This is a genomic window from Lentzea sp. NPDC037011 (genome assembly GCF_055607425.1).
The window spans coordinates 58,520-70,172 of record NZ_JBVJRT010000012.1 but is presented as its reverse complement, the minus strand read 5'-3'; the positions used below and the strand labels follow the sequence as shown (position 1 = coordinate 70,172).

11 protein-coding genes are annotated in these 11,653 nt (G+C 71.4%); 5 read left to right on the top strand and 6 right to left on the bottom strand.

Annotated features, from left to right (window positions below; translation table 11 throughout):
* Positions 1-3 precede the first annotated feature (3 nt).
* Positions 4-1,173 (bottom strand): NAD(P)/FAD-dependent oxidoreductase, encoded by a 1,170-nt coding sequence (locus ACZ7CH_RS32295; RefSeq protein WP_458430812.1) that lies wholly within the window; start codon positions 1,171-1,173, stop codon positions 4-6.
* Between the two features lie 126 nt (positions 1,174-1,299).
* Entirely contained in the window at positions 1,300-2,781 is a 1,482-nt protein-coding gene (locus tag ACZ7CH_RS32290; RefSeq protein WP_470375683.1) for an aldehyde dehydrogenase family protein, read from the bottom strand.
* Between the two features lie 81 nt (positions 2,782-2,862).
* Between ACZ7CH_RS32290 and ACZ7CH_RS32285 the strand changes: the two genes are divergently transcribed.
* On the top strand, positions 2,863-3,780 hold the full coding sequence (locus tag ACZ7CH_RS32285; protein WP_470375682.1) for a LysR family transcriptional regulator: 918 nt from the start codon (positions 2,863-2,865) through the stop codon (positions 3,778-3,780).
* Positions 3,781-3,814: 34 nt separating this feature from the next.
* Complete coding sequence (locus tag ACZ7CH_RS32280) at positions 3,815-4,342, top strand: PH domain-containing protein (RefSeq protein ID WP_470375681.1); 528 nt, start codon at positions 3,815-3,817, stop codon at positions 4,340-4,342.
* A gap of 8 nt (positions 4,343-4,350) precedes the next feature.
* Here ACZ7CH_RS32280 and ACZ7CH_RS32275 read toward each other — a convergent pair whose 3' ends face one another.
* Genes ACZ7CH_RS32275 through ACZ7CH_RS32265 form a run of 3 tightly spaced genes read right to left on the bottom strand, consistent with a single transcriptional unit; the run spans position 4,351 to position 6,831 of the window.
* Positions 4,351-4,836: a mycothiol transferase gene (locus ACZ7CH_RS32275; protein ID WP_470375680.1), complete on the bottom strand. Its 486-nt coding sequence runs from the start codon at positions 4,834-4,836 to the stop codon at positions 4,351-4,353.
* A gap of 55 nt (positions 4,837-4,891) precedes the next feature.
* Positions 4,892-6,472 carry a thiamine pyrophosphate-binding protein gene (locus ACZ7CH_RS32270; protein WP_470375679.1) on the bottom strand — a complete coding sequence of 527 codons (1,581 nt, stop codon included), beginning with the start codon at positions 6,470-6,472 and terminating at the stop codon, positions 4,892-4,894.
* Between the two features lie 59 nt (positions 6,473-6,531).
* The gene (locus ACZ7CH_RS32265) at positions 6,532-6,831 is read right to left on the bottom strand and encodes a hypothetical protein (RefSeq protein ID WP_470375678.1); all 300 of its coding nucleotides are present in this window, start codon (positions 6,829-6,831) and stop codon (positions 6,532-6,534) included.
* A 261-nt stretch (positions 6,832-7,092) separates the two neighbouring features.
* Between ACZ7CH_RS32265 and ACZ7CH_RS32260 the strand changes: the two genes are divergently transcribed.
* The gene (locus ACZ7CH_RS32260) at positions 7,093-7,911 is read left to right on the top strand and encodes a hypothetical protein (RefSeq protein WP_470375677.1); all 819 of its coding nucleotides are present in this window, start codon (positions 7,093-7,095) and stop codon (positions 7,909-7,911) included.
* Between the two features lie 42 nt (positions 7,912-7,953).
* Positions 7,954-8,565, top strand: coding sequence for an ANTAR domain-containing response regulator (locus ACZ7CH_RS32255; RefSeq protein ID WP_360390086.1), 612 nt, complete (start codon positions 7,954-7,956; stop codon positions 8,563-8,565).
* Here ACZ7CH_RS32255 and ACZ7CH_RS32250 read toward each other — a convergent pair.
* Positions 8,546-9,967: a hypothetical protein gene (locus ACZ7CH_RS32250; RefSeq protein ID WP_470375676.1), complete on the bottom strand. Its 1,422-nt coding sequence runs from the start codon at positions 9,965-9,967 to the stop codon at positions 8,546-8,548. The genes ACZ7CH_RS32255 and ACZ7CH_RS32250 overlap by 20 nt on opposite strands.
* 435 nt (positions 9,968-10,402) lie before the next feature.
* Between ACZ7CH_RS32250 and ACZ7CH_RS32245 the strand changes: the two genes are divergently transcribed.
* The gene (locus tag ACZ7CH_RS32245; protein WP_360390081.1) at positions 10,403-11,629 is read left to right on the top strand and encodes a branched-chain amino acid ABC transporter substrate-binding protein; all 1,227 of its coding nucleotides are present in this window, start codon (positions 10,403-10,405) and stop codon (positions 11,627-11,629) included.
* Positions 11,630-11,653 lie beyond the last annotated feature (24 nt).

Genomic DNA, 11,653 nt, shown 5'->3' with positions numbered 1-11,653 from the left:
GCTTCACACGCGGTTGAGCTCCGGCCGCGCCTGGCCGGCCGTGAACCTGGAGGCGTCCAGGGCGGACACGTCGAGGAAGGGCTCCCGGCCCAGCACGAGGTCGCGCACGACCTCGCCGACCGCGGGTCCCTGCAGGAAACCGTGCCCGGAGAACCCGGTGGCGTAGAAGAAGCGGCCCGCGCCCTCCGCCTGGCCGATGAGCGCGTTGTGGTCCGGGGTCACCTCGTACAGCCCGGCCCACCCGGTGCGCACGCCGACGTCGAGCAGCCGCGGTGCCCGCCGGCCGATCGCCTCGGTGAGCCGCGGCAGCCACGCGTCGGACACCTCCAGCTTGAACCCCGGCGTCTCGTCCGGGTCGGACATGCCCAACAGCAGGCCGCGGCCCTCGCGGTGGAAGTAGAAGGTGCTGCCGAAGTCGATGGTGAAGGGAACCACCCGATCGAGTAACTCCGGCATGGGCCCGGTGAACACCACCTGCCGCCGCAGCGGGGAAACCGGCAGGTCGACGCCCACCATCTCGCCGATCGAGCGCGACCACGCACCGGCCGCGCAGACCACCGTCCGGGTGATGACGGTGCCGCGGCCGGTTTCGACCCGAAAAGTGTCGGACCCGGCCCCTACTATCGATTCCACGGCAGTTCCGGTGCAGAAACGGGCCCCCATCCGGCGGGCAGCGGTGGCATATCCCAGGACCACGGACTCGGGCGTGCAGTGTCCGTCTTCCGGCGAATAGGCCGCCGCCAGCAGACCGTCCGTTTCGACCAGCGGAGACAACCGCCGGGCTTCCTCGACCGACAGCATCCGGCTCGGCACGCCGAGGGAGTTCTGCAGGTCGACGTTGCGCTCGAACGCCGTCACGTGGTCAGCCGAGGAGAGGAGGAACAGGTAGCCGACCCGGTGGAGATCGATCTCCTGCCCGGGCCGCTGCGGAAAGCGCTGGAACGCTTCGAGAGACCGAGCACCGAGCCTGATGTTGAGCTCGTCGGAGAACTGGGCGCGCACCCCGCCTGCAGCCTTGCAGGTGGACCCGGAGCCCAGCTCGTCCCTCTCCACGACGACGACATCGCGGACGCCCGCTTCGGCGAGGTGGAAGGCAATGGACGTGCCGATCACCCCGCCACCGATGACGACGACCTCAGCCCGCGCAGGGAGCTCCACTGAGCCGGACGTCATGGCAGGCCTCCGATCTCGTGGCGCCACGGCGGTCCCGGGCGCGTCGGCCGGACCGAGCCGCAGGCCACCCGCTGCACCGGTGCAGCGGGAGCCGGGCTCACGACGGCACTCGGCGCCCCGCCACCGTCACAGCCGGAAGCCAAGGTCCGCCTCGATCTCGAGCGTGTCCATCTGCGCTTTCTGCAGCGTGCCCGAGTAGTCCCAGTTCATGGACTGCCACCGGGTGAACTGGTCGAGCACCCACACACCCGACTGCCGGGAGCCGTTGCCGCTCTTGCCGTTGCCGCCGAACGGCAGGTGCGCCTCGGCCCCGGACGTCGAGTTGTTGACGCTCACCATCCCGGCGGAGATGCCCGCGCGGAAGCGGAACGCCTTGTCCGGGTCCGTGGTGTAGATCGAGCACGACAGGCCGTAGCCCGGTGCGTTGCCGAGTTCGACGGCCTCGTCCAGCGACGAGTACGCCATCACACCGACGATGGGGCCGAAGGTCTCCTGCAGGAACAGCTCGTCGTCCGCGCGGACGCCGGAGACGACCGCCGGGTGGTAGAAGAAGCCGCCCGTGCCCGTGAACCCACCACGAGGGTGGGAGGAGGTGATGCGACCGATCGGGCCGTGCACCACGTGGTGCTCACCGATCCAGCCGAGGTACTTCTCGTACGCCAGCGCGAACTTCTCGTCCAGCAGCGGTCCGTAGAGGACGTCGCCGGTCGGGTCGCCGACGACGGCGTCGGACACGGCCGCGGTGAAGCGGGCCAGGAACTCGTCGTACAGCGACTCGTGCACGATCGCCGTGCCGAGCGAGGTGCAGCGCTGGCCGGCGGAGCCGAAGCCGGCGAACAACGCGCCCTGCACGGCGAGGTCGAGGTCGGCGTCCTTGGTGACGACCATCGGGTTCTTGCCGCCGAGTTCGAGGCACGGCGTCTGGAGGTGGCGGCCGCAGAGCTCGCCGATGCGCACACCGACCTCGGTGGAGCCGGTGAAGCCGACCTTGTCGACGAGGCCCTGCTGCAGGGCCCGTTCCAGGCCGGTGAACGTCTCCGCGCCCTCGGCGAACACGACCTCGAACACGCCCGAGGGGAGGCCGGCTGCCTGGAACAGGTCGTAGAAGGCCTGGGCGGAGGCGGCGGAGTACTCGGCGGGCTTCCACACGACTGAGTTGCCGCACAGCAGCGCGGGCACGATGTACCAGGACGGGACCGCCACGGGGAAGTTGCCCGCGGTGATCACGGCGGCCACCCCGACCGGGTTGCGGAAGGTGAAGAGCTGCTTGTCGGGCATCTCCGACGGGACGGTCTGCCCGTAGAGGCGGCGGCCCTCGCCCACGAAGAAGTCGCAGGTGTCCACGATCTCCCGCACCTCGCCGCGGGCCTCGCCGATCGGCTTGCCGATCTCGCGGGTCACGAGCTGGGCGAGCTTCTCGGCGTTGGCCTCCACCAGGCGGCCGATGTTGCCGATGACCTGACCGCGCACGGGGGCGGGCACCCGAGCCCACTCGCGCTGCGCCGCCTTCGCGCGTCCCGCGGCGTCGATGAAGGTCGCGCTGGTCCCGAGCTCGATCTCGATGACCACGTCGGAGGTGTTCGACGGGTTCGTGGAGACGTAGGCCATGCCTCCACCCTGGTAGCTGCCCGGCGAGAACACCAGAGGCGGCAGAGCGAAACCTCGCGTTGTCGAGCATAAGCTGGCCTGGTGCTCAACCCGGTGCATCTCCGCACGCTCGTCGAGGTCGTGAGGACCGGTTCGTTCGCCGAGGCGGCCCGCCGCCTGGGCTACACGTCGTCGGCGGTGTCCCAGCAGGTCTCGGCGTTCGAGCGGGCGGTCGGCGTGACGCTGTTCGAACGCGAGGCGCACTCGATCCGGCCCGCGTCGGCCGCGCTGCTCATCGCCGACCGGGGTGCGGAGCTGCTGGCCGCGTTCGACGGGTTCGAGCACGAGGTGAAGGCGGTGGTGCAGGGCCTGCGCGGGCGGCTGCGGATCGGCACGTTCCCCACGGCGTCGTCGCGCGTCGTACCCAGGGCGCTCGCCCGGCTCACGGCCGAGCTGCCCGGTGCCGAGATCCGGCTGGACGAGGGCGAGCCGGAGTACGTGCTGCCGCTGGTGCTGACCGGGGAGCTCGACCTGGCGCTGGTCTACGCCTACGACCTCGTTCCCCGGACGTGGCCGGAGGAGCTGACGGTGCGGCCGATGCTGGACGAGGCGCTGCTGGTGATGGTGCCGGAGCACCACCCGGCGGCGCGCGCCACCGTGCGGCTGGAGGACCTGCGGGACGAGCGCTGGATCGCGTCACGGGACGGCACGTCCGGGGCCACCTGCCTGACCCGGCTGTGCGCCGCGGCCGGATTCGCGCCGCGGATCGCGTTCCGCAGCAACGACTACGAGGTGGTGCAGTCGCTCGTCGCGGCGGGCGTCGGCGTCGCCCTCGTGCCGGCGCTCGGCCACAAGGCGCTCAGCGGCACGCACGCGATGCCGTTGCGCGGCAAGCCGTTGCGGCGGCACGTGCACGTCGTGCACCGGACGGCGAACACCAACCCGTTGCTGCACGACGCGGTCAACGCCCTGCACCAGGCCTGCGAGGACGCCGTGGGCGACCACGTCGGCCTGCCATGACCGGGAGAACGGGGAGTCGGCGACAATGCGTCGGGTGAAGGCGAGAGCAGTGCTGCGCAGGAGGTCCGACAGCGCGGTCGGCTGGTCCCTGGCCATCGGTGGGACCGGCGGCACGGCCTACGTCCTGCTGCACCCGCTCCCCGGTGCCGGGTTCGCGCAGCAGACGGAGCTCGTCGCGGTGATGGCGCCGCTGATCTGGTTCTGCTGGATGGTCTTCGCGCACCCGGCGGTGCGCGTCCACGAGTCCGGGGTGCGGGTCGTCAACTGGTTCCGCTCCTACTGGGTGCCGTGGACGGCGCTGCGCGAGGTCGAGGTGACCCGCGAGGTCGTCCTGGTGCTCACGACGGGGGAGCGGGTCGACGTGACCGCGGGGGCGTTCTCGCTCGCGAGCGCACTGGGCGGCAGCCGGGTGCAGCACCGGATGCGCGAGGAGATCGAGCGGCACCGCCCGGCCGTGCCGCCCGCGGGTGAGGCGCCCGGCAGGCGGCTCGACCTCTGTCCGTGGCACTTCCTGGGGCTGGTCGCCCTGCTGCTGGTCGTGGCCTGGGCCGGCGTTTCCTGATCGCGCCCCTATTCGCCCGTCTGACCGTCGGCGAGCTCGCGCAGCAGGTCGAGGTGACCGACGTGGCGTGCGGTCTCCTGGGCCACGTGGGCGAGGATCCAGCGCACCGTGCGCTTGCCGTCCGCCGCGACAGCGTCCGCGCCGCGGTCCCGGAGGGCTTCGGCGTTGGCCCACTCCGCGCGGTAGGCGGCGATGAGCGTCTCCGGCGTGTCGGCCGGGTCGAGGTCCCACGACGGGTCGGGGTCGCCCTCCCACAGCGACGGCAGGCCGAGGCCCGCGCCCGCGATGCAGAGCCAGTAGCGCTCGACGGCGACGAGGTGCTTGAGAACGCCGAGCGCGGTCAGCTTCGGCGAGGTGGCGATCGGGGCGGCGGCCGCCTGCTCGCGGGTCAGGCCGTCGACCTTCAGGACGGCCGTCCTGCGCAGGAAGTCGAGGAACTGCCAGGCGAGCACACCTTCGTCGGTCGCGAGGTTCTCGGGCCAGGTTCGGGTCACGGCAGGAGTCTGCCAGCCGACTGCTCGGCGGGCTCCCGGTCGATCGCGAACATGATCAGCCGGTGGTTGTGCGGTACCAGCGCGGAGAGGTGTTGACCGGAGGTTGCAGCCTGGCGTTGACCACGACCACGTTCGGTCCCTCGGCCGTCAGCGCCTCAGCAAGGCCGCCGAACCCGTCGAGCGTGACCGCCGGGATGCCGAAGCTCTCGGCCAGCTTCGCGAAGTCAGGGCGGGTGAGGTCGACGCCGGTGACCGCGTGGCCGGCGATCTGCTGGTCGTAGCGCAACATGCCGTACCCGCCGTCGTCCACGACCACGACGGTCAACGGCAGCCCTTCCTGCCGCACCGTCGCGAGGTCCCCGCACGCGAACAGGAACCCGCCGTCGCCCACGACCGCGATGGTGCGCCCGTGCACCGCCGCGCCGATGGCAGCGGGGAAACCGAACCCGAGCGTGCCCCAGCCGACCGGGTAGGCGAGCCCGCGCGGCCTGCGGACGTGGTGGAACCCGCCGAGCCAGTAGCCGGGGATGCACATGTCGGCGACGATCGTGGCGTCCACGCCCGCCATCGCGTCCAGGAACACCGCCGCCTCCGGCGAGTCCGCGCGCACGAACTCCCGCACCGCCGCGTTGACCCGTTCGACGTCCACGGCGGCCTTCTTGACCGGGACCGCTTCGGCGAGCGCCGCGGTCACGTGTCGCGCGTCGCCGAGCAACGCCACGTCGGCCGGGTAGTTCTTCGACAGCTCGGCCTCGTCGATGTTGATCGACAGCAGGGCGCGTGGCTTGGGCTGCGACCAGTTCTGCGTCATCATGCCGTCGAAGTCGGTGCCGATGGCGACCACGAGGTCCGCCTCGTCCCACAACGCGCCGACCACCGGTGCGTGCACCGGTCCGCGCACGACGAGCGGGTGGTCGCTGATGCCGCGCGCGCCGTAGGTGGTGATGATCGGTGCGTTCAGCCTGTCGTTCACCGCGCTGATCGCGGCCCCGGCCCCGGACCGCGCCGCACCGCCGCCCACCCACAGCAGCGGCCGTTCGGCCTTCCCGACCAGCTCCACCGCCTCGGACAGGTCCGGAACCGGCGGCTGCTCGCCGGTGGCAGACCTGACACCCCACTCCACTTCCGCGGTCAGGAAGTCCGTCGGCACCCCGAGGTACACCGGCCCCTGCGCGCCTTCGAGAGCGGTGCGCACCGCCCGGTCGACGTACGCGGGCAGCTCGTCCGCCGCCGGCACGTCGAACGCCGCCTTGGTCACCGGGCCGAACAACGCCCGCTGGTCCCGCGTCTCGTGCAGCACCCCGCGGTACACGCCGGGCCGCCGCACCGCGCTGGAGATGTCCGTCGCGATGACCAGCACCGGACTGCCCGACGCCATCGCCTCGCCCGTCGCACCGAGCGTGTTCGCCGCCCCCGGCCCCGTCGTCACCACCGCGACGCCAAGCCGCCCGGTCGCCCGCGCGTACCCGTCCGCCGCGTACACGGCCGTCTGCTCGTGCCGCACGCCGACCATCCGGATCCCGGACGCCGCAAGCGCTTCCCACACCGCCAGGTTGTGCACACCGGGCAGGCCGAAGACCACCTCGACGTCGTGCGCGGCCACCATCGCCAGCAGGCTCTCGGCACCATTGGGCATGCGCTCGACGCTAAGGGGCGCTTATCGCACCGGCAACGGTCGTGCAGCAGTTCTGGTGCTCAGGACCACCTGTTCGATGCCTCTTCGGCGGACCCGCACCCGACGGGCGTCGTCACAACCGGCGAGGGGGCCGTGCGCAGTCTGCCGAAGATCGGGTGGCGGGGCGTCCGGTGCACGACGAGGACTGGTCTTCCTGCTCGCCGGCTGCGGGTCAGGGGCCCGGACGGCGGCGCCACCGCCCCCACGTCGTCCACATCGGACGAACCGGCCACCGCGGAGTTCCAGGCGCGGTGGTGGACGTGGGCGAACCAGCCCTCGACCACGAACCCGGTGACCGACACGTCCGGGCGGTTCTGCATGCGCGACCAGCGCGCCGCGGCTCACCGTCGACGTGCGGTACCGGTTGATCGTCGGCGCGGACAGAAAATCGGGTGCGCAGATCCGGTACCGTGGTCGGTGGCGTCGAGCAGACGTGGGGCTGGAGCCGCTCTCCCGGCAGTGGAGCGGAGTCCGTCGCAGAGTTCAGCAACTCCTGCTCACGAACTGCGCACTGACCACGTAGACGCGTGCACATGCGTCCTTGTCGGCCGAGCCGGGCGGCGGAAACGAGGACTGCTGCCATGGCACGTCTGTCCACCACGGACCAGCTCGCCGACCTGCGGCGCACCTACACGGGCGAGAACCTCTCGCAGGCCGTTCCCGCCGTGCGCGACGGGGCGCCGTTGCCCGACGCGACCACCGCGGCCCAGCAGCAGCTGGAGGCCAAGGTGCTGCTCGCCGGCTGCACGGCGGCGAGCATCGTCCAGCTCATGCCCCCGGCGAGCATCACGACGCCCACCCACGCGTTCCGCGCGGTGGAGCCGGGGGAGGCGGTCCGGCTGCACCTCGCGCCGCGCGTGCTGGGGCCGTTGCTGTTCGAGCTGCTGCCGCGCACCGAGGGCGGCTACGGCATGGGTGTCGCGGGGCTCGTCCACCGGCAGCACCGGCGCTCCGCCGAGCTCACCACGGGGGAGGCGTCGGTGGTCCTCGCCGGTGTCGACCAGGCGGCGTGGGACCAGGGCATGCGGTACGTGCGGTGGATGCACGAGTTCCGCGGCGTCGAGTACGCAGACGGCGGCGGGCTCGACGAGGAGGTCGCGCAAGCGGCCACTGGGAGCGCTCTCCTGCGCCGGGTGCACCTGTGGCACGACGCGTGCTGGCTCCGTGCGCTTCCGCTGGGCGACGGCTGGTTCGTCGAGTGGCCGGGCGGTCCTTCCGAGGCCGGCGTCCGGGAGAAGCTCGCCCACCCGCGGTTCGGCACGGCGCACGAGGTCGTGCTGCAGCGCAGCGAGGCGCCGGCCGAGGACGTCGACCGGCGCATGCGCACCTACCCGTGGCCGGAGGAGTTCGTGTCTGCCGTCACGGCTGATGAGCCCGATCAGCGCCACGGGCGCCGGTAGACTGCCCTTTCGCCCGCAGGAACGATCGTCAGGAGGACCCCGGTGACCCAGCAGGCTGCCGAGGCCCAGTCCGAAGCCACGCGCAAGGCCCCGCGCGTGCTCGTCGCCGAGGACGAGGCGCTCATCCGCCTCGACCTCGTGGAGATGCTGCGCGAGGAGGGCTACGACGTGGCCGGTGAGGCCGCGGATGGTGAAGAGGCGATCAAACTCGCGACCGAGCTCGACCCCGACCTGGTGATCCTGGACGTCAAGATGCCCAAGGTCGACGGGATCGAGGCCGCGCAGCACATCGCGGGCAACCGGATCGCGCCGGTCGTGATCCTCACCGCGTTCAGCCAGCGCGAGCTGGTCGAGCGCGCCCGTGACGCGGGTGCGATGGCGTACCTGGTCAAGCCGTTCGCGAAGCGGGACCTGGTGCCCGCGATCGAGCTGGCGATCAGCCGGTTCAACGAGCTCGCGGCACTGGAGCAGGAGGTCGCCGGTCTGACCGAGCGGCTGGAGACCCGCAAGGTCGTGGAACGGGCCAAGGGCATCCTCATGACCAAGCAGGGTCTGAGCGAGCCGGAGGCGTTCCGGTGGGTGCAGCGCACCGCCATGGACCGCCGCACCACGATGAAGGCCGTGGCCGAGGCCGTCATCGAGAACTTCGGCTGAGCTCCAGCCAGACCGAGTCCGCCTGCCGTCCCGGATCCTCGGGGCGCAGGCGGACTTCGACGTCGTGGCCGCCCTTGAGCGCGAGGAGCAGCTCGTGCCGGCCGCCGACGCCACCGGGCGTGGCGACCGTGGCCGCGTGGTGCCGATCGACGTACACCTCGAAGCCCGCCACGGGAGCCACTGACGGTGTGGCGCTGCCGTCGAGGGTGACGACGAGCGTTGCCTCGTTCGGGGTCACAGCGGCGAACTCAGCGGTCATCACGGGCACGGCGGGCGGCAGGGACCCGGGGGCGTTCGGCAGCCGCGCCCGCGTCTCGCCCGGCACCTCCAGGTAGCTCTCCAGCACCTGCGCCTGCGACGCGCCCGGCATCCGCAGCACGAACGGCGACAGCGCCCCGGTCTCGGGTCCGAGCAGCTCGGCCGGGACGTCACCCGCCACGGTGACCTCGGAATCCTGCGCCGCCGACCAGCCCTCGGTCTGCGGCCGCAACGGGATTCGCGCCGTTCCGAGCTGCGCCACCAGGCCGTTCACGTCACCGCCGTCGCCCAGCCGGACCGTGGCGCGCAGCCGGGCGGAAGGCGCGTTCCGCAACGGTGTGCGCGCCACGCCGATGCCCGGCGCCTCCTCCTCCGGCTCCAGCACGCGCAACGTGCCCGCCACGACGGGCGTCTCGACGACCTCGGTGACCGGCCGCGGTCCGCCGGAGATCCCGACGGTGTCGACCTCCACCCGTCCCGGCCGTCCCGGTGGCGCGGTCACGCCGACCAGCACGGTCGCCTGCCGCCACGCGGGTACCGCGGCCGAGCGGGAGATCTCCGCGCCGTCCTGCAGCACGCGCACGCCGTCGCGGGTCAGCACCACCTCGAACCGGTGCAGCACGCCCGCGCCGCGCGTGCCGGCGACCGAGTCGTCCACCACCACACGGATCGCGCCGGCCGGGGGAGTGGGTCCGGCCAGGTCGGGCGTGCCCGGCACGAGGTCCACCACGAGCTTGCCGCGGGGACCCGCCGCCGACGTCACCACCGCGACACGCCCGAGCTCGCCGGCGTCTTCGAGCACCAGCGGTGACCGCGCCCGCAGGACCGCCGTGCCCTCGCCGCACTGCATGTCGACCACGAGCCGGCCGGAGCCCAGCGAGGGGTTCACGCAGCCGCGCCGGCCGCTGAGGTGGAAGCGCCGCTCCACCCGCGGGTCGTCGAACTCCTCCAGGAACCCGGACACCCGCTGCCGCCACGCCCCGTCGTCCCCCGCGCGTTCCTCGGCGCGGACCGGCGCGGACCGCCGGCCGTGCGCGTCGACCGCCCGCACCTCCGGTGTGCCACCGCCGGCGACCTCGGGTGACGCGACCAGCCTGCCCGACACCTCGTAGCCCGCGGCGCCCGCCACGGGGGACCATTGCACCCGCCCGTCGTTGCTCCAGACGGAGGACGGTGCCGAAATCGAGCCTGAACGGGGCGGTGGCTTGACATAGTCGGCCGTGTAGCTCGTCAGCCGCACAGGTCCCGAGCTGGGGTTTTGCGGGTCCGGGCCGGGGTCGCGCAGCACCAGGACCGCCGAGGTCAGCACCCCGGCGGCAGCGATGACTGCGACCAAACGACGACGCGGAGTCATACGCCCAGGCTATGGCAGCAGTCCAAAGAGTGAACGAAGGTTACTGACGGTGACTTTCCTTAAACAAAACATAACGCCGAGTTGCGTTATGGTCACGAGCCCATTGGCGTTGATGACTGGGGTCACAATCAGCGCCTAGGGTCCGGCCATCCCTCAGCAGAGGGGCGTGGAGCGGTGCGCGGAGATCTCGCCATCGCAGTGAGCACGGATAGAGGAGGGACTCACGTGCGTAAGCACCTTGTGAAGTCCGCAGCGATCGTCGGCGCCACGCTGCTCGTCGTCGCGGCCTGTGGCACGAATGACAAGACCGAAGCGGGCGGCACCGGGGGCAGCTGCGACACGTCGAAGGGCACGCTGACCGTCGGCGTTGTCGCTCCGCTGTCCGGAAACCTGTCGGCGCTCGGCATCGGCATCAAGCAGTCCGCTGAGCTCGCCGTGGACGAGGCCAACAAGAAGTGCACCGTCAAGGGCTACAAGCTCCAGGTGTCGGCCCAGGACGACGAGGCGAACCCGGCCAAGGGCGCCCAGGCGGCCACCAAGCTGTCGACCGACCCGAACGTCGTCGGCGTCGTCGGCACGCTGAACTCGTCGGTCGCCCAGACGGTGCAGCCGATCCTGCGCGACAAGAAGATCCCGCAGGTGTCGCCCGCGAACACCAACCCGTCGCTGACCAGGGGCAACGACTTCCTGACGGCGCCGAAGCGGCAGTTCGACAACTACTTCCGCGTCTGCGCGACCGACGACCTGCAGGGCCCGTTCGCGGCCAACTACATGGTCGAGAAGGCCGGCAAGAAGAAGATCGCGATCATCACGGACGGCAAGACCTACGGCAAGGGTCTGGCGGACGAGTTCGCGAAGCAGGTCGCCAAGAAGGGCGGCACGATCGTCGGCACCGAGACCGTCGGTGAGAAGGACACGGACTTCTCCGGCGTCGTGTCGAAGATCAAGGGCCTCGCGCCCGAGGCCGTCTACTACGGCGGTGAGTACCCGGCCGCCGGTCCGCTGTCCAAGCAGATGAAGGACAACGGCCTGAACGTCCCGCTCATGGGCGGCGACGGCATCTACGACCAGAAGTTCATCGACCTCGGCGGCAAGGAGGGCGACCTCGCCACCTCCGTCGGTGCGCCGACCGAGTCGCTGGAGACCGCCAAGGCCTTCGTGACCGCGTACAAGGAGAAGTTCGGCAAGGAGGACTTCGCCGCCTACGGTGCGTTCTCCTACGACGCCGCGAACGCGATCATCGGTGGTCTGGCCAAGACCGTCGAGGGCGGCGAGTGGGGCGACGCCAAGCGCGACGCCATGCTGACCAACGTCGGTGCCTACAGCGGTTCCGGCGCCACCGGTGAGGTCAAGTTCGACCAGTACGGCGACAGCACCAACAAGGTCCTGACCGTCTACCAGGTCACCGGCACCAAGTGGGATGACGTGCAGACCGGCGAGTACACGGGCTGACCGACTGCTGATCGTTAAATGAAG